Origin of the sequence: Antrihabitans auranticaus (assembly GCF_016481275.1) — a bacterium.
GTDB lineage: Bacteria > Actinomycetota > Actinomycetes > Mycobacteriales > Mycobacteriaceae > Antrihabitans.
On sequence record NZ_JAEMNW010000005.1, the window covers coordinates 270,507 to 289,237 of the forward strand.

The 18,731-nt window shown below is 64.4% G+C and carries 15 protein-coding genes; 6 read left to right on the top strand and 9 right to left on the bottom strand.

Features of this window, described 5'->3' with window-relative positions; genetic code table 11:
* Positions 1–92 precede the first annotated feature (92 nt).
* From fadD5 to JGU72_RS22845, 3 genes are read right to left on the bottom strand one after another with little or no spacing between them, the layout of a single operon-like run.
* Entirely contained in the window at positions 93–1,655 is a 1,563-nt protein-coding gene (gene fadD5, locus JGU72_RS22835) for a fatty-acid--CoA ligase FadD5 (protein WP_199686370.1), read from the bottom strand.
* A 15-nt stretch (positions 1,656–1,670) separates the two neighbouring features.
* A complete protein-coding gene (locus JGU72_RS22840) occupies positions 1,671–2,471 on the bottom strand; it encodes an enoyl-CoA hydratase-related protein (RefSeq protein WP_199686371.1) in 801 nt (266 codons plus the stop codon).
* Position 2,472: 1 nt separating this feature from the next.
* Positions 2,473–3,465 (bottom strand): NAD(P)H-dependent flavin oxidoreductase, encoded by a 993-nt coding sequence (locus JGU72_RS22845; protein WP_199686372.1) that lies wholly within the window; start codon positions 3,463–3,465, stop codon positions 2,473–2,475.
* 125 nt (positions 3,466–3,590) lie between these two features.
* On the opposite strand from JGU72_RS22845, the gene JGU72_RS22850 reads away from it, so the two are divergent.
* Positions 3,591–4,862, top strand: coding sequence for a TetR/AcrR family transcriptional regulator (locus JGU72_RS22850; protein WP_199686373.1), 1,272 nt, complete (start codon positions 3,591–3,593; stop codon positions 4,860–4,862).
* Between the two features lie 8 nt (positions 4,863–4,870).
* Entirely contained in the window at positions 4,871–6,376 is a 1,506-nt protein-coding gene (locus JGU72_RS22855; protein ID WP_199686374.1) for an aldehyde dehydrogenase family protein, read from the top strand.
* A gap of 51 nt (positions 6,377–6,427) precedes the next feature.
* Here JGU72_RS22855 and JGU72_RS22860 read toward each other — a convergent pair whose 3' ends face one another.
* The 5 genes from JGU72_RS22860 to JGU72_RS22880 form a co-directional block, all read right to left on the bottom strand.
* Positions 6,428–8,206: an AMP-dependent synthetase/ligase gene (locus JGU72_RS22860; protein WP_199686375.1), complete on the bottom strand. Its 1,779-nt coding sequence runs from the start codon at positions 8,204–8,206 to the stop codon at positions 6,428–6,430.
* Positions 8,207–8,310: 104 nt separating this feature from the next.
* Complete coding sequence (locus JGU72_RS22865) at positions 8,311–9,093, bottom strand: alpha/beta fold hydrolase (protein ID WP_199686376.1); 783 nt, start codon at positions 9,091–9,093, stop codon at positions 8,311–8,313.
* Between the two features lie 91 nt (positions 9,094–9,184).
* Positions 9,185–10,696 carry an aldehyde dehydrogenase family protein gene (locus JGU72_RS22870; RefSeq protein WP_199686377.1) on the bottom strand — a complete coding sequence of 504 codons (1,512 nt, stop codon included), beginning with the start codon at positions 10,694–10,696 and terminating at the stop codon, positions 9,185–9,187.
* Between the two features lie 155 nt (positions 10,697–10,851).
* Positions 10,852–12,198: a hypothetical protein gene (locus JGU72_RS22875; RefSeq protein WP_199686378.1), complete on the bottom strand. Its 1,347-nt coding sequence runs from the start codon at positions 12,196–12,198 to the stop codon at positions 10,852–10,854.
* Positions 12,199–12,384: 186 nt separating this feature from the next.
* A complete protein-coding gene (locus tag JGU72_RS22880) occupies positions 12,385–13,344 on the bottom strand; it encodes a sulfotransferase family protein (protein WP_199686379.1) in 960 nt (319 codons plus the stop codon).
* A 319-nt stretch (positions 13,345–13,663) separates the two neighbouring features.
* Between JGU72_RS22880 and JGU72_RS22885 the strand changes: the two genes are divergently transcribed.
* The 4 genes from JGU72_RS22885 to JGU72_RS22900 all read left to right on the top strand — a co-directional run bounded on the left by JGU72_RS22885 (position 13,664) and on the right by JGU72_RS22900 (position 17,466).
* Positions 13,664–14,641 carry an ATP-binding cassette domain-containing protein gene (locus JGU72_RS22885; RefSeq protein ID WP_199686380.1) on the top strand — a complete coding sequence of 326 codons (978 nt, stop codon included), beginning with the start codon at positions 13,664–13,666 and terminating at the stop codon, positions 14,639–14,641.
* Positions 14,638–15,441, top strand: a complete 804-nt coding sequence (locus JGU72_RS22890; protein WP_199686381.1) for an ABC transporter permease — start codon at positions 14,638–14,640, stop codon at positions 15,439–15,441. The genes JGU72_RS22885 and JGU72_RS22890 overlap by 4 nt, the downstream gene beginning before the upstream one ends.
* Positions 15,441–16,307, top strand: a complete 867-nt coding sequence (locus JGU72_RS22895; RefSeq protein ID WP_233532842.1) for an ABC transporter permease — start codon at positions 15,441–15,443, stop codon at positions 16,305–16,307. Before JGU72_RS22890 ends, JGU72_RS22895 begins: the two co-directional genes overlap by 1 nt.
* A 226-nt stretch (positions 16,308–16,533) precedes the next feature.
* Entirely contained in the window at positions 16,534–17,466 is a 933-nt protein-coding gene (locus tag JGU72_RS22900; protein ID WP_199686382.1) for an esterase/lipase family protein, read from the top strand.
* Positions 17,467–17,566: 100 nt separating this feature from the next.
* On the opposite strand, the gene JGU72_RS22905 is transcribed toward JGU72_RS22900, so the two are convergent.
* Positions 17,567–18,622: an alpha/beta hydrolase gene (locus tag JGU72_RS22905; protein ID WP_374101145.1), complete on the bottom strand. Its 1,056-nt coding sequence runs from the start codon at positions 18,620–18,622 to the stop codon at positions 17,567–17,569.
* Between the last annotated feature and the right edge of the window lie 109 nt (positions 18,623–18,731).

An 18,731-nucleotide genomic window follows, 5' to 3' on the forward strand; every position in this document is an offset into this window, starting at 1 on the left:
TGAAAAGTGATGCGAACTCCCCCGCATCGGCAGCCACCGGGCCGCGCGGCAGCGAAAATCCTTGCAGCAGGACAAATTACGGAGACATAGACCTACTGAGAGCCCTGCAGCTCCTTACGCAGCACGTGTTTGAGTACCTTGCCGCTGGCGTTGCGGGGCAGCTCGGTTACCACCACGAGGCTCTTCGGGTGCTTGTACCGGGCGAGGCTTTCGTTCAGGAACGGTTCGAGATCGCCGAGGGTCAGGTTGTCTGCTGCCAGCGCAACAACGGCGACAGGGACTTCGCCCCACTTGTCGTCGGGCCTGCCGATGACCGCGGCCTCGCGGATCTTCGGATGCGCGAACAGGACATTCTCGACCTCGGCGCAGTAGATGTTCTCGCCGCCCGAAATGATCATGTCCTTCTTACGATCGACGACGTACACGAAGCCCTCGGCGTCCTGCCGGACCAGGTCGCCGGAGTGGAACCAGCCACCTTCGAAGGCCTCGGCGGTAGCTTCCGGCTTGTTCCAGTAGCCCTGCATCATGGTCGGGCCGCGGTAGACGATCTCGCCGATCTCGCCTTGGGCGACGTCGTCGCCGTTGTCGTCGACGATCCTGGTCATGATCGTCGGGATCGGCTTGCCGACCGAACCGATCTTCCGGACCGCATCTTTACCTTCGAGCACACACGTGATGGGTGACATCTCCGTCTGTCCGAACACCGCAACGTTGAGCGCGTCTGGGAACGTGTCCGCCATCGCCTGCAGGACAGTATCGGAGGCGGGAGCAGCACCCCAACTGATGACACGCAGTGCCAGATTCCGCTGCGAAACAGTCGGATCGGCACAAATGACCTGCCACTGCGCGGGCACGAGGAATACCGACGTGGCGCGCTCGGCCTCCCACGCGTCGAGCGTTTCCGTCGCGTTGAACGCACCGAGCGGATGAATGACGGTCTTCGTGCCGATCTGGATGTTGGGCGCGATGCTGCCGAGCCCGGCAATGTGGAAGAGCGGTGCCGCGCAGAAGTAGATGCTGTCCGGTTCGGTCTGCAGAGCCCGAATACATGTGAAAGCCTGCGCCTGCATGTTTGCGTGCGACAGGATCGCGCCCTTCGGGCTTCCGGTCGTTCCCGAGGTGTACATGATCAGCGCCGGGGTGTCCTCCGGAATGTCCAGGGGCGCATGGGCACTGCCCGCCTCCGCAATCAGTGCCTCGTAGGCGAGCGCGGCACCGATCTGCTCGTCGCCGAGGACGATTGTCAACGCCAGCGCCGGAACCTGACCGGCAACTGCCGCCATGAGCGGCGCGAGCGGCTGATCGGTGATCACGACCTTCGCGGCGCTGTCGGTGACGATGTAACCGAGTTCCGGCGGGGTGAGGCGGAAGTTCACTGGAACTGCGATAGCACCGAGTGCATTGATCGCGAGCACGGACTCGATGTACTCGGTGTGATTGAGCATGACGATCAGCACGCGGTCGCCGTGGCCGACCCCGCGCCGTGCCAATGCGTCTGCCAGCGCTTCGGAACGATCGTTGAGTTGCTGCCAGGTTGTGTCCTTGCCGCTGTAGCGGAAGGCCACCTCATCGGGCCGCATCATGGCGTGCACCGCAACCTGGTTGTTCCAGTGATTGCGGCGCGAGCGCAGCGGTTGGGCGAGTGAGTCGGTCACGACGGTCTCCCTGCGTTATTCGGCGAATACGGCTTTGCGCTTGGTCAGCATCGCCATGGCACCCTCGGCGAAGTCGGGCGATTGCAGCAACTCGATCTGCCCGACCTTCTCGGCGGCCAGCGAACCATCGAGCTGCGTCAGCGTTGCGCTGTTCAGCGCGGCCTTGGTGAGTTCGAGCGCGCGCCGCGGACCGTTGGCGATCTTTTCCGCCGCAGCCTCGACCTTGGCGTCGAGATCCTCGTCCGACAACACGTCGTTGATGAGGTTCGCGTCTTTCGCGGCCTGCGCCGACAGCCGTTCGCCGAGCAGCGCCATCTCGTTTGCCAGCGGGCGTCCTGCCGCGGCCGCAATCATCGCGGCAGCACCGCCGTCCGGCATCAGCCCGATGTTGATGAAGGCCAGCAGCAGGTAGGCATCCGCACTGGCGTAGACGAGGTCCGCAGCGAGAGCAAGGCCCACGCCCACGCCGGCCGCAGCGCCCTTGACGCGCGCAATGACCGGAACCGGGCAGTCGACGATCGCCTTGACCACGCGGTTAGCCGCGTCCATGGTCATTTCCGGCGTCACGCCCCTGGCAGCCGCTTCGGCCGACGCGGCGAGGTCGGCGCCGGTGCAGAAGGCTTTCCCTTCACCGGTCAACACCACTGCGCGAACCGACGGATCGTTCGCGACTGCGAGAAAGGTGTCGCCGAGGCCGACCATGGTGTCGTAGTCGAGCGCGTTCATCCGCTTCGGCTTGGTGATCGTGATGCGTAGGACGCGACCGTCATGGACGGCGGTGAAGCCTTGTGCAACAGCGGTTTCGGTGTTCGTCATGTCAGCTCCTCGCTGCGACCGGCTCGGCGACGAGCTCGGAGAGCCTGCCGGTGATGATCTGCTCGGCCTCGCTCACCATCCTGCTCACCAGTTCTGCGACGGTCGGGATGTCGTGGATCAGCCCTTGAGATTGGCCGGTGGTCCAGATTCCGGCATCGAGTTCGCCGTTTTCGAAGACCTTGCGGCCGCGCTGCCCGGAGACGAGATCGCGAATGTCCTCGAAGCTGCCGCCGGCCTTCTCGATCTCGACAACCTTGCGGCTGACCTCGTTGTCCGCGACGCGCGCGGTGTTGCGCAGCGTCCGGAAGATCAGCTGGGTGTCGAGTTCGCTGTTGGCAACGATCTGTTCTTTGACCTTCTGGTCGACACAGGACTCCTGCGTACACATGAATCGGGTGCCCATGTTCACGCCGTCGGCACCGAGCGCCAGCGCCGCAACGAGGCCCTCTGCGTTCGCGATGCCACCCGACGCCAGCATCGGGACGGTGATCTGCTCGGCAGCGGCGGGAATCAGGATGAGCCCAGGAATATCGTTCTCGCCCGGGTGGCCCGCGCACTCGAAGCCGTCGATGCTGACCGCGTCGACGCCGACGGACTGCGCTTTCAGCGCGTGCCGGACGCTGGTGCATTTGTGGATCACCTTGATGCCGTGTGGCTTCAGGTGTTCGAGGTGTGTTGCGGGGTTGCTGCCGGCGATCTCGACGATCTTCACACCGCTGTCGATGATCGCCTGACGGTACTCGTCGTACGGTGGCGGTTTGATCGACGGCAGAATGGTCAGGTTCACGCCGAACGGCTTGTCGGTGAGTTCCCGGCAGCGCTCGATCTCGAGTCGCAGGTCGTCCGGAGTCGGCTGGGTCAGGGCGGTGATGAAGCCGAGCGCACCTGCGTTCGCGACGGCAGCCACGAGCTCGGCCCGGCCGACCCACATCATGCCGCCTTGCACGATCGGGTGCTCGATCCCGAACTCCTCGGTGAATCGGGTACGCAGCATGCTTTCCTACTCCCTTGTCGCGGGCAGCATTGCCCGAACGGCTTGGTCTCAACGCGAATCATGGTTAACTTATGGAAGACATTGGCCAACTGTCAACTGTGCCGGTCACGATCGAGGAGGCGACGATGACAGCCGAACGCAACGGGCGCGAGGGCGACGCGGGCGCGACCCCGGTACGCCGGCGTCCCCGCGACCGCAAAGCCCAGATCGTCAAGATCGCCGCCGCCGCCTTCGGGGAACGCGGCTACTACTCTGTCGGGGTCGACGAGATCGCCGCCGAGGTCGGTATCTCGGGTCCCGCGCTGTACCGCCATTTCCCGAACAAATATGCGCTCCTCGTTGCAGTGGCCGACAACGTCGTCAACGCCCTGCTCGATGCGACCGCCGCGGCCGCAGAACTGCCGGCGCCGAGCGACCAGCTGTACGAAACACTGCGGACGATCACCAGCGTGACCATCGAGAATCGCCGCGGTGGCGGGATCTACCGCTGGGAAGGCCACTACCTCGACCCCGCCGACCGAGCGCGGATTCGCGAGCTGTGGGACGAAGTAAATCTGCGGGTCGCGCGCCCGCTACGGGCACTTCGGCCGCAGCTCGACGATGCCTCGATCGCAACGCTCGCAGCCGCGGCACTGAGTGTCATAGCCAGCATCACCGCACATCGGCTCGCACTCGGCACGCGCCGAACCGAGGTGCTGATCTGCGATATGGCGACTGCCGTCCTCGGCGCCGACCTCCCGCCTGTGGGCACGGGCAGTGCCGACGAACAGAAACCGGACCGCGGTTTGGCGGTTCTCGCGAAGCGCGAAGTGCTCATCGCGACCGCGCTCGAGTTCATCCACACTCGCGGGTACCACGAAGCGAGTATCGAGGACATCGGCGCCGCGGCCGGGATGAACGCATCCAGCGTCTACCGGCACTTTTCGAGCAAGGCCGAACTGCTCGCAGCGGTGTTCTACCGCGCGTCCGAGCGCGTTGCCGTCGTGATTGCCGACGCGCTCGCCGAGTCGGACAGCCCGGTGGACGCGCTGCAGAATCTCGCCCGGCGGTACGTCGCCACGGCGTTCAGCCACCCGTCGCTGATGTCCGTCTACTACGTCGAGTTCGGCAACCTGCCGCCACACGAGCGCAAGAACTTGCGTTTACTTCAGCGCCAGCACGTCGACCAGTGGGCGCATCTGGTGACGAGCGAGATTCCAGAGTTGTCCCAGCTCGAAGCTCGCTTCCGGGTGCATGCCGCCCTCGGCCTCGTGCTGGACATCGGCCGGCTGGTCAGATTCGACACGAACCCCGAGATCCTCGAGCGGGTCTCGCACCTGATGCTCACCGTTCTCCTCGCTGCCGACCGGTCGGCTGTAGCCATCGACACCCAGCTCGTTCCCAACGACAACAAGTAAGGATCGCTATGACAGCCTCAACGACTGCGGTTGCTACCGCGCAGACACTGACCTCCGTAAACCCCGCGACAGGAGCGGAGATCGCGGAATGGCCCGTCCATGACGAGGTCGCGGTCGCCGACATCGTCGCGCGCGCCCGCGTCGCGGCAAGCGTATGGCGCGACCTCGGTATCGACGGTCGCCGAAAGGCTTTGCTGCGCTGGAACTCCTACCTCGTCAACCATGCCGACGAACTGTGCGAGTTGATCCATATCGAGAACGGCAAGACAACCGAGGACGCCTTTCTCGAGCTCGTCCTGGCCGTCGAGCACACCGACTGGGCGGCGAAGAACGCCAAGAAGGCGCTCGCGCCGGAGAAGGTATCCCCCGGCATGCTGATGGCCAACTTCGAAGCGATCATCGAGCAGCGCCCGCTCGGCGTCGTCGGCGTCATCGGTCCGTGGAACTATCCGATCTACACCCCGAACGGTTCGATCGCGTACGCACTTGCCGCCGGCAACGCCGTCGTGTTCAAGCCGAGCGAACACACCACCTCGGTCGGCAACTACTTCGCCGACGCATTCGCGAAGGCCAACCCAGACCTGCCGCTGGGGATTTTCACGACGGTGAACGGGTTCGGCGCGACCGGCGGCGCCCTCGTCAAGTCGGGCGTAGACAAGATCGCATTCACGGGGTCGACCGCGACGGGCAAGCGGATCGCTGCCGTCGCAGCGGAAACATTGACTCCGGTCGTGCTCGAGTGCGGCGGTAAGGACGCGGCGATCGTCGCCGAAGACGCCAACATCGCGGCCGCGGCAGATGCGATCGCGTGGTCGTCGATGGCCAACAGTGGCCAGACCTGCGTGGGAACCGAGCGGGTGTACGTCGTCGATACCGTCGCCGACGAATTCATCGCGGCGCTGAAGGCCAAGCTCTCGACCGTCAAGCCTGGCTCCGACGCCAAGGCCACCTACGGACCGATGACCATGCCCAGCCAGATCGACGTGGTCCGTAGCCACATCGCCGACGCGCTCGAGAAGGGTGGCCGCGCTGTCCTCGGTGGCCTGGAATCGATCAAGGCGCCGTTCATCGAGCCGGTCATTCTGGTCGATGTCCCCGAAGACTCGCTCGCGGTCGCCGAAGAGACGTTCGGCCCGACGGTTACCGTTCGGTCCGTCAAGAGTGTCGACGAAGCCGTCGAACTGGCGAATGCGTCGAAGTACGCCCTTGCGTCCTCGGTCTTCTCCAAAGGCCAGGGTATGGAGATCGCCCGGCAACTGCGGGCGGGCGCGACGTCGGTGAACTCGGTGCTGGCATTCGCAGCGATTTCGGGGTTGCCCTTCGGCGGGGTCGGCGATTCCGGAGTCGGCCGGATCCATGGCAAGTACGGCATCCGGGAATTCACGCGCGCGCACTCGATTGCACGGCAGCGCTTCGCAATTCCCGGAATGGAACTGCTCTCGTTCAGCCGTAAGGCATCGACGGTTGCCATCATCCGCCGCGTGATCGGCTTGCGGCACGGCCGGCACAAGTAGAACCGTGTGCGCGGTTGGAGAGTCCATGGACTCTTCAACCGCGCACGGGCTTTATGCGTACAGCGCTTCGATCTGCTCTGAGTAGCGCTCGTTGATGGGCTTGCGGCGCAGCTTCATCGTCGGCGTCAACACGTCACTGCCGGGTTCCCAGAAGTCCGGCACGATCTTGTACTTCTTGATCTGCTCGACCTGCGAGAGCTTGGCATTCGCCTGCTCGACGGCATTGTCGACGATTGCGAGCAGCTCCGGATGTGCGGCGAGGACGGCCGCGTCTTCGGAAACGCCGAGCTTCTCGGCGAACACCTTCGCATTGTCCGGGTCGAGCGCGATGAGGGCGACGTTGTACTTGCGGTTGTCGCCGATCGCGACTGCCTGGCCGATCAGCGGCGAGAAGGCCTTCACCCAGTTCTCGATGTTCGACGGCGACATGTTCTTACCGCCGGCGTTGATGATGAGTTCCTTCTTGCGATCGACGATCTTCAAGAAGCCCTCGGAGTCGAGTTCTCCGACGTCACCGGTGTGCAGCCAGCCGTCCGAGTCGATCGCTTCGGCGGTCTGCTCGGGCTTGTTCAGGTAGCCCTTCATGAGGATCGGCCCACGGACCAGGACCTCGCCGTCGTCTTCGGCAATCTTGATCTCGACGCCTGGAACCGGCGCGCCGACCGTTCCCACCCGGATCTTGCCGGGCGGGCTGATCGTCACAAGACCCGACAGCTCCGACATTCCCCACGCGTCGCTGACCGGAATTCCGACGCCGTTGAAGAACCGCACGACGTCTGCCGAGATCGGTGCTGCGCCCGAGAGTGCCAGTTTCGCGACATCCAGACCGAGCGCGGCACGCAGCTTGGAGAGCACGAGCTTGTCCGCGAGACCCGCCTGCACATTCAGTGCGAACCCGACCGGCTTGCCGTCCAACTTGGCGTCGGACGCCTCACGGCCGACTGCGACCGCCCACCCTGCGAGCTTCGCCTTCACACCCGTAGCCTCGGCGAGCTTGACGTCGATACCGGCCTTGACCTTCTGCCAAACCTGCGGAACAGCACCGAAGATGGTGGGCCTGACCTCGACAACGGTCGCGAGGAAGTCCTTGCGATCCGCGACCGTAGTGACCTGCGTGCCGACGACCTCCTGGGTGTACAGGCCCGCCCAGCGGTCCGCGATATGGGCGGCGGGCAGAAACGAGATCAAGCGGTCGTCCGGGGTTGCCTGCATGAGCAACTCGGTGCCGTTCACCATCGCGAGCATGTTCTTGTGGGTGAGCTGGACACCCTTCGGGCTGCCGGTTGTGCCCGAGGTGTAGATCAGCGTCAGCACGTCATCGGGCTCTACCGCCCGCCAGGCTGCGTCGAAGTCGAAGTCCGCAGCGCCCGAAGCGGCAACCGAATCGAGGGTGACGGTCCCTTCGGGGTTTCCGTCGATGCACACGACGTGCTCGACAGCAGTGCCCTCCTTGCCTTTCAGAATCTTCTCGACGAACTGCGCTTCGGCAATGACGACAGTGTTGCCGGAGTCGCCGAAGTAGTAGTTCATCTGCTCGGGAGCGGACGTGTTGTAGATCGAGAACGGCGTCGCACCGAGATGCTGGAGGGCAACATCGATGACGAAGAACTCGGGCCGGTTGACCATCATCAACGCGACCTTGTCGCCTCGGTTCACCCCGAGGGCAGCGAAGCCGGCCGCGAGTGTGCGAACCTGGGCGTCCCACTGCGCGAAGGTGATCGAGACGGCATCGCCGGCGGTCCGCACGGCGATCTGGTTCGGACGGCGCTTGACGGTCGCTTGAAATGCCGCGCACATGGTCGATGACGCTGAGGCAAAAGTTTCGGGCATGTACTGACTCCACGGATTGGGCAGCTTGATTGTGCTGCGACAAATCGGACATTAACACCATGGTGTGACGGTGCCAACACCATCGAAAACGGTCGAGCCGGTGGCTACTCGCGCAGGAGGATACGCGCGCAGATGTCCGGTTCGTCGGAAAACGGCAGATGCCCGGCACCTGGGATCGTCACGTGGTCGGCGTGCGGCAACGCACGCTTGGCACGCGCGGACTGCGTTCGGTGAATGAGCAGGACATCTCTGCTCCCCCAGGCGATCACGACTGGAACCTTGGCCAATTCCTCGCCGGCGGAGAAGTTGTACGTCGAGAAACTTCGCAGCACGTCCTCGAAATCGGTTGCGGCAACGAGCCCTTCGACATCCCCGCGGCGCTGCGCGATGGTTACGCGACTCGGATGACCGTAGAAGCCGGCCAGCGCCGAACGGACAACGGTGGTATCGGCGTACTTGATCATCTGCTCGCCGAGGCGTCGAACGGCCTGCCGAACGGTGATCAGCATCCCCTGGGCCAACAGCCGCTCCGGCGTATTCCAGAAACCGATAGGCGAGAAGGCGACGGCGCGACCGGCGACGCCACGTCGCGCGAGTTCGAGTGCGATCCCGCCGCCCATCGAACTTCCACCGACATCCGGCCGATCGAGCCCGAGTTCCTTGATCAGATTCTCGACGCGATCGATCAACGGCTCGACGCCCGACGCACCCATCGACGGGCTGGCACCGAAACCCGGGAGGTCGACCGCAATGACGTCGCGCTGTGCGGCGAGCCGGTCGACGATCGGGTCCCATACCTCTTTGCGGCTACCGATTCCGTGCACGAGAACGAGCGGCTTGCCCGACCCGGTCCGCGAGTAGACCGTTCCGTCAGCTGTCTCCGGCATGGATTGTCCTTCGTCCGGGGCTGCACATCGTTATGCAGCACCGCGTCAGATTATTCGGCTCGAAGCCGCTATTGGCAAGTCGCCAACACTTCTACCGCGCGTGCCTGATCTTGAATACCGATTTGGCGATCCGAATACGTCGGGGCTTGCGGTCGAGCGTGTACAGATTCAACCAACCGCGCCGCTTCTGCCGGGTGACAGCCTTCGACCGCGAGAACTCCCGCAACCCGTCGGCACCGTTGACACGGCCGAAGCCCGAATCACCGACGCCGCCGAACGGGAGAGCCGGGACCGCCGCGAACCCGCCGACCGAGTTGATCGTCACGACGCCGGCCCGCAAGCGCTCGGCTGCCCAGGTCGCTGTTCGGGTGTCCCTGGTGAAGATCGACGATCCCAACCCGTAGGACGTACCGTTCGCATGCGTAATCGCTTCGTCCAGATCGCGCACCTTGTTGACGGCCACGACCGGACCGAAAGTCTCCTCGATCATCAGCCGGCAGTCGTCGGGAACGTCGGCAAGAACGATCGGCGCGATATACGGCTCCCGTATCGAATCCAGTCCGCCCACAACCGCTTTCGCTCCACGAGCGAGCGCGTCTCGAACATGCTCGCGGACGATCTCGATCTGCGCATCCTGGGTCATCGGTCCGTACGACGCGCCACGGTCTGCGCCCGATCGCAATGAGCGAGCCTTGTCGGCGACGAGCGAAAGGAACTCGTCGTAGACCGATTCCGCGACGTAGATCCGCTCGATACCGATACAGGTCTGACCGGCGTTGCCCATGGCGCCGAAGATCGCAGCGTCCGCCGCGTCGTCCAGTTTGGCGTCGACGTGCACAAGCATCGCGTCGTTGCCACCGCTTTCGATGACGAGCGGCGTCAGCGACTCAGCGCACACCGCCATGACTTTCCTGGCGGTGGACGGCGTTCCGGTGAACGAAATCTTGTCCACCCGCGACCGGCACAGTGCGGCACCGGTCGACTCGTCGCCGGTGACGACTTGCAATACAGGCTGGTTGGGCGCGAGCGTCCGCCAACTCTCCGCGAGCCACATCCCGACAGCGGGTGTGAGGTCACTCGGCTTGAAAACGACCGCGTTTCCGGCCGCCATCGCGTGCGCAATCGTCGTCACCGGCGAAAATACGGGGTAGTTCCATGGGCCGATGACACCCACGACACCGAGCGGCTCGTAACCGAGCGAGCACGCCTGATTCCAGCCGAACAGCCCGGACTTCACCTTGTGCCGATCGAGGACCTTGCCCGCATGTCGCGCAGCCCAGTCGAGTTGCTCGACTGCCAGCATCGCTTCGACCAGCGCATCGTCGTGGGGCTTGCCCGTCTCCTGCACGACGATGTCAACGAGATCACCGATCCGGCGAGCGAGGTGCTTCTTCCAATCGAGCAGCCAGCGCTTCCGACCACTGGTTCCAAGCCCCGCCCACCACTTCTGCGCCGACCGCGCCTCCCGCAGCGTCCGAGTCAGCTCGTCGGCGCCGAAGATTGCGAAATCACCGGCCACTTCGCCGGTTCGTGGATCGAAGGAGGTCAGTACTCGCGGCCGAGCACGCAGCCGCGGCAAAGAGTTCTGCGCCGCTTCCGTCATGGGCTCCCTCCCGGTGATGACGGGTCCACAGTAGTTGTGCTTCGCGGCTGCCGACAAGCGCGCTGCCACAGCGGCGAAAACAGCAACCGAAAGGTATATCGGTCTTCCGCGCCAACCGTTTCCGCGATCTTGCGCACAGTGATGCGCCGCGCAAGCTACCAGAATTTCGCTGTCAGTCCGTAGCGGTCGAGAACCGCTTTCAGGTCCGCCGCGAGCTCGTCGCGGGTCCGCGGATTCGGTGGATGGAAGGCCGCGACCCGAAGCGACACGGTGTCACCGACCTCCATGATCGCCATCGTGAGAGTGCCGCCGGTCGTGCCGACACGGGGCGGTGTCTCGAGCGGCCGATTGATCAATCCGATCGTCATGGCCGCAGGACTACCCCCGTCGAGCCGTGCGATCGCCGAGTCGAATTCACCGCAGATCGCGCATGCCGCGCTCAGGTAGTCGATATTCGTGAACCGCGCAACCATTCTGGCGAAACGCCGCCTCGGCGTGACCATGTTGACGGCGAGCATCCGGGCCTCGCTGGTCGGGCGCCCGGCCAGCTCCTTCAAGGTCGTCCGCAGCAGTGCGCGCACCGGGCGAAGATCAGCCGTTCGATCGAGCGCGGGATCGAGGTCGAGCGCGATGCCGGTGACGGCGTTGGCCCGCAGGTCCGTCTCGTCGCCCCTGATGCTTACCGGAACCCGAACCCGAGTGAGGCCGGTCTTGGTGGTGCGGCCGAGCACAGCCGCGAGATCGGCGAGGACTGCGACAGCCAGCACGGACGACGTTCCACCTCGCGACTCAGCGGCGGCCGTCCAGGCGCCGCGCGCGATAATTGCTGAGGTTCGTGGGAGCACGAAGGAGTCCGGCACCGTGACGGTGCGCTCCGCCAAGGGTTCGTCCGCAGTCGCCGGGCCGATCGGTGCGGGTACCGGTGCCTGGTCGGAGCGTGCCTGAGCAATCCGCATCCGCGCGACGCGGCCGAGTTGCCGAACCGACCACACGACCTCGTCGGCGAACCGAAGCGGCTTCCCGCCCTTGTCGAACGCCGGAAACTCGACGCCGCGACCCGCGGCGGCATCGGATAGTGCACGGCTCAGGAATTGCGCGTCCGCGATTGCATGCGAGGTCAGGAGCGAGACAGCAGTGCCGCCGTCGTCCAGGCGAGTCACCGCCAGCCGCATCGCCGGACCGCCGTACACCTCGATCGGGTCTGCCGCGCGCGCTGCAATCCAATCTTCCAGGTCGGCACGCGGGAGGACCTCTGTTGCGACCGAAAGCGGCGCGAAGTGTCCGTTGGCAGTCCACCGATCGCCCGCGGCGCCGAGCACCGGCCGAACGGCGACACGGCCGAGAACGCCGCGACGGAGGGCCTCGTCGAACTCCCGAAGTCGATCGATGTCGACGGCCCGATCGAAGAGCCAGTTCGTGTGGATCGCGCTGACCCCGACCGCGACCTGCGAGCGCGCCATCAGCGAGTCGATCTCCGCCAGGCGGCGCTCCGGCCTATCCATCGGCTGTCGTGTCTACGTAATCGCTTCCGCCGCAACCATATTCACGTCCACGCCGGTCGCGGATTCGACGCACCGTATGCCACCTCTGTTCGACGCCTTCGACAGGCGGGCGCTAGCGCCGCCCAGCCCAGGTTCCGGTCGCCACAGTAGTTGCGATCAGGGAAAGACGCCAAGAAGGTAGTGCGGTCAGCGATCCCAGCCGAGATCTCGGCCGAGGACGTCGTACAACTTCTCGTTCCACGGCTTGTAGAACTCGTAGAGCCGCGCGCGCGATGCGTCGTCGGCCGGCGGGAACTCCAGCGGATTCTTGTTCAGCACGCCGTGTGGATCCGGCTCCACGGGCGGGACGCCCAGGAACTCGTGAATCCCGCGGACGGTCTTGCCGATGTCGTCGAAGAAATCCTCGGCCTTGACGACGAGGACGTTCTCGCGGCCGAATTTGTCCAGCCAGCGCTTGGTCGAATTGACGTAGATACCGGTCGCCAGCATGGGGACCGTCGGCAGGGAGGTCGGCGGCGTCGGCGAAGGGAACATTTCCAGTGCGAGGTCGACGTATTGCTCGAACGACTGCATGTACGGGCTGAACCACCCGTATTTTCCGCCGAGGAACATGTCCCACTTGTAATGCGAGTAGGCCCGCTTGACCGGGTCGCGCAACATCAGCACGATCTTCGCGTCCGGGCGTGCCGCGTGGTAGTTGTCGATCAGGTCCAGGTTGTGGATGAGCGGATCGAAATGCCCGCTCAAGGCGTAACCGGTCTTCCTCCGGACCAGGTCCATCTCTTTCACCGTGGGGTAGTAGATCTTCCACGCTTCGGTGTTCGAGTGACCGATCTCCTTGGTCAACGGTGCCAAAATGCTGGGGTGTTGCATGAGGTAGCTGGCCAGGTCTGTGGTTCCGCTCTTGAGAGCGCCGATACAGGCGAAGTCGGGCAGCGTTCGCGGCCCACCGAACGCCCGCAGCTTCTGCCGGATCGGCGGAACCGCGCCGAAGTAGTGCGGCAGCGTCAGATAACGAATGCCGAGCGGGATGCTGCGAATCTTGTGAGCCAGGCCGGACCTGTGGTGAAAGCGAGCGAGCTGCCACTCCTCGAATACCTCGTACCCGGCGGTGTACCTTCGCACGTCGTTCGCCTTGGGTGCCATACGGGGCCCACCATCCGTTTCACGGGTTGTCTGGTTGCTCGTCCGAATCGAAGTCCGTCGATGTGGTGATCGACTCTGCGCCGACCTACTGGTTCATCTGGCGAGGGGCTGCCCCGCGATGCACTGGGACACCTTACAGTAAGAGACGCTCCGCCGCCCTGTTCGATTTCCCACTCCGCCACGCCGTCAAACCCCGATTCCGGCACATCGAGTGGCAGCTCGAGCGGCTGGAAATCCGCTCGGCGTGACCCGCCGGGTAACATCGATCCGTCGGGGCGAGATCAACTTCGGGGAATCCGCACACAACGTTGGAGAGTTGATGCCAAGTACGCAAGCCGCCACCAGCGACGACCCGGCGGTTTACGTAGAGGACGTGCACAAATCTTTCGGTGACGTCCATGCCCTCCGCGGCATCAGCTTCGCTGCTGCGCGCGGGACCGTGCTCGGAGTGCTCGGTCCGAACGGCGCCGGCAAGACGACGACCGTCAAGGTGCTCTCGACGCTGCTGCGACCCGACAGCGGGCGCGCGGTTGTCGCCGGCTACGACGTCGCGACGGAAGCTCCGCAGGTACGCCGGTCGATCATGATGACCGGCCAGAACGCCGCGCTCGACCAGAACCTTTCCGGTCGCGCCAATCTCGAGCTCTTCGCACGGCTGATGGGCATGGACCGCAAGTCTGCTCGTCAGCGCGCCGACGAACTGCTCGAACTCTTCGACCTCACCGGCCCGGGTCGCCGACCGGTCGGCAGCTATTCGGGCGGAATGCGGCGCCGCGTCGACCTCGCCTGCGGACTGGTCGTCCGCCCGGAGGTCGTGTTTCTCGACGAGCCGACGACCGGACTCGACCCGCGCAGCCGCCAAGGCGTGTGGCGCCTCATCGCGGCACTCAAGGACCAGGGCATCACGGTTCTGCTGACCACCCAGTATCTCGAGGAAGCCGACATCCTCAGCGACAAGATCATCGTCGTCGACAAGGGAACCGTCGTTGCCGAGGGCACTGCCGACCAGTTGAAAGCGCGGACCGGCGGCAGCTACTGCGAGGTCGTGCCGATGGATCCCGCACAGATCGGCGCCGTCGCGACGGCGCTGGGCGACCTCGTTCCCGCCGTCGTCCTTGCCGAAGCTACCGAGCACGACCGCTTGTCCATTCCCGCGACGCAGGGATCCGCGACGCTGACCGAGGCCCTGCGCCGACTCGATGCAGCGGGCATCGAGCTGGCGGATATCGGGCTGCGGCGACCGTCGCTCGATGACGTCTTCCTCGTGCTCACCGGCCACTCGGGTTCACATTCATGACGTCCGCCGTATTCGGGCCGAGCACAGCGGGCGGCCGCAGGGTGGAACCGTCCAGCTTCAGTCAGTGGACGGTTCTCACGAAGCGCGTGATGTGGAACCTGATCAATACCGGTCAGATGTTCGTCGCGATCGTCACTCCGATCATCTTCACCGCAGGTTTCTATCTGCCGCTGAAATACGTCATGGGATTTCGCGGCATCGACTACGCACAGTTCGTGATGCCGATCATTGCGTTGCAGACGATGGGCTTCACGATGATGTCCAACGCGCAGATAGCCGCGTTCGAAACCCTCAACGGCCTCAACAGCAGGCTGCAGACGATGCCCATCTCGAGGCTGGTCCCGCTCGCGGCCCGGATCGCCGGCGGCATGATTCGATCTGCGGTGTCGCTCAGTGTCGCGATCTTGTTCGGGTTCCTCATCGGTTTCCGTTTCGAGGCCGGTCTCGCGCAGGGCGTGCTGTTCATCGTCTTCACCTTCGCAGTGGGCACAGCACTTTCGCTCGGTGCGGATGCGCTCGGCGTGCTGACCAAGAGCCCTGAGTCGCTCAGTCAGGCGCTCGCGCTGCCGACGCTGATTTTCGGCATGCTTTCGACGGGTTTCGTGCCGGAAACCGGATTTCCGGAATGGGTGCGCCCGTTCGTCCGGAATCAGCCGATCTCCCAGTTCGCCGTTTCCATGCAGGACATGACGACCGACGGAGTGACCTTCGCGGTGTTCTGGCCGGCTCTCGCGTGGCTGTGCGGCCTCTTGGTCGCGTTCGTGCCGCTTGCGATCTGGGCAAGCGGAAGGCGCGAGTGATGGCGATCCCGATGAAGCCGGAGTCAGAAGAACAGGTCTATGCCGGTCAGGACCTGCGACTGCCCGCAGTCGATCACACGAACCACGAAGGGTCGCTTGCGGCACTCGTTCGAGACAGCACGATTCAGGCCGAACGGGTGCTCCGGCTGTGGCTCAACGATTCCGCAACCACCATTCAGGCGATCCTGTACCCCGCCCTGACACTGCTTATGTTGTGGATCACCCTGGGCAACTCCATTACCGGCGCGACCGGAATGCCCAGCGTCTACGGGACCGTGCCGATGATCACGCTCATCGCGGCGATGTCCGGCTCGATCGTCAGCGCACTCGGCCTCAACCAGGAAATCCGCTCGGGCTTGGTCGGGCGCTTCTGGACGATGCCGATCAACAGGGCCGCAGGGTTGATCGGCCGCATGTTCGCCGAGGCGATCCGCATCACAATCACCACCGGCGCGATCATCCTCGTCGGTTTGGCTATCGACTTCCGTTTCGAGCAGGGAGCGATGGCCGCGATCGCGCTTTTCGGGCTGCCGGTGATCTTCGGGATGGGCTTCGCGGTTGCCGTGACCGCACTGGCGACGATTTCCGACGGAGCCGTTCTGGTCAGCCTCGTAGGCCTGGTCACGAGCCTGCTGATGTTCTTCAACACCGGCTTCGTGCCGATTTTCGCCTACCCGTCGTGGCTGCAGGACGTGGTCGCAAACCAGCCGATGTCGTGTGCGATCGACGCGATGCGCGGGCTGTCCCTGGGCGGTCCAGTTGCTGAGCCCCTGCTCAAAACTGTCGCGTGGTCATTCGGAATGGTTGCCGCTTTCATATACCCTGCAGTACGGGGCTATCGACGGGCCGCGGAAAATTCCGGCTGATTGAGCCCCGCACGGTGTGGGTAGTCTCGCCGACGCGGCGAATTGCTCACCCGACTCGAGCGGCACCGAAAGCCGCGCCAGTCGATTGCGACCGGAACGTTATGGTATCGTTTTGGCCACTTTTCGCAACACTGGTACCGTGGGACCCATGGGCCACACATTTCGGCGGCCATACGCTGGGCGTCGCGAGTAATTCAGGGCACGCGACCTGGCGAGGAGGGCAAGGATGAGGACAGCTCGTGTGACAGCGGCGGCCGGCATGGCCGCCATTCTCATGTTGGGCGCTGGATCCCAGGCAGCAAACGCGGACGACTCGGACGAGCCCGTACCCGGGTACAACCTCATGGGACCGCCCCCGCCGGGCGTCAACGACTGGAACTGCAAGCCGAGCGCCGCACATCCACGGCCTGTGGTTCTGGTGCACGGCACCGGCTCCAGCATGCAGTCGGCCTTCTCGCTGCTCGGGCCGCAACTCGCGGAAGCCGGATACTGCGCGTTCGCGCCCAACTACGGCGGACTACCACCGTGGTGGGACGCGGCGCAGGTCGTGTGGGGCGTGGCAGACATCCGCGAATCGGCCGCGCAGTTGGCCACATTCGTCGACGCAGTTCTCGCGCACACGGGCGCAAGCCAGGTCGATATCGTCGGCCACTCCCAGGGCGGCACGATGTCGCGGCAGTACCTGAAGTTCAACGGCGGTGCCGATGCCGGCGACCCGGCACGGAACAAGGTCCGGTCTCTCATTGCGCTGGGACCGACCAACCACGGGACCACGTTCAACGGCATGCAGCAGCTCTTCCGGTTCTTCATCCAGATGGGCATGCCTGCCGACCTCACCTCCCGCGTCGTGTTCGGCATCGCGGGCCGGCAGCAGCTGGTCGGTTCGAAGCTGATCAGCGATCTCAACTCGACCGGTGAAACCTTGCCCGGCGTCGACTACACCGTGATCGCAACGAAGTTCGACGAGGTCGTCACTCCGCCGCAGAACGCGTTCCTGTCGCCCGACGGACCCGGCGAGGTCCACAACGTCTGGGTGCAGGACGGCTGCGAGACCAACCGGGTCCCGCACGAGAACCTCCTGGGTGACGATCGGTCCCGTTACCTCGTCATGGTGTCGCTGGACCCGGCCTACGCGGACGCGCATCCCGCACCCTGCTAGACCAAACCCGCTCGAACAAACCCGGCTCGAACAAACCCGCTGGCTAGACGAAAAAAAACTCCGGAGCACCAGGTGCTCCGGAGTTTTTTGTCGCTATCGGCTAGATGCCGAGGCCACCGGCGAGTACCGGCCACGACGCCTTGAAGTCGTCCTGCCAGTAGCCCCACGAGTGGGTGCCGGCCGGGCGGAAGTTGTACGTCGCGGGGATCCCCAGCTGGTTCAGGCGGTTCTGCAGGTTGCGCGTGCAGAAGTTCGTACCTGCCTCGATCACGCCACCGATGACGATCTGGTTCGCCAGACCCGTCGGGCCGGGCAGCGCGTACGGGTTGTCCAGCACGTCGTACTGGCCGGGCAGACCGTTGCCGGTCGAGATGTAGAGAGCCAGACCACGCAGCTTGTCGGCGTGCACGTAGGGATCGTTCTCGACCCACGCCGGGTCGTTGGGCGCGCCGTACATGTTCTCCACGTCACCGCCACCCCAGGTCTCGACGGTCAGCGTGATGAACTGCTGCCCGATCGGGTCGCTGGTCTGCGCGCAACCGCTGTATGACGCGACGGCTTTGTAGAGGCCCTGGGCCGACTCTGCGAGCTGCAGTACGGAGGTGCCCGACGACGAAAGTCCGGCAATCGCGTTCACGCCGTTGGTGCCGAGTCCGGCATCGATGATGGGCGGCAGTTCCTGCGTCAGGAAGGTCTTCCATTTGTTGAGTCCCAGAACCGGGTCTGCCCGCTTCCAGTCCGTGTAGTAACTCCACGGTCCACCGACCGGCGAAACGACGTTGACCGGCTTGTCGGACAGGAACTGCAATGCGTCGGTCTTCAGCCGCCACTGTGCGTTGTCGACGCCACCGCCCGCACCGTTGAGCAGGTACAGGGTCGGCTGCGGAACACTCGTGTTCGCCGGGCGCTGGACCTGAACCGGGATCGGTCGCATCATCGATGCCGAGTAGACGTAGATGACAAGGGTGCGGTCGTTGACGATCTCGACCGAATCGACGTATGAACCGTTCGGCGAAGTTGCGTTCTGCAGCAGCGCACCCGACGAGATGATCGGATCGGCGGCCGCAGTTCCCGACCCAGCAACTGCAACGACGAGGGCCACGCTCAGAGCGACGAAACCTCGCAGCAGGGTCGGCATTCGGGACGATCGGCGCATAAGTGCTCCATATCTAGTTCTAGACGATTCGATGCACGGATACCGCTGCGCATCCTATCTTCCGGGCGGCGAGCCGGCCCGGCACCGCAACACGGGGTGATCAGAAAGT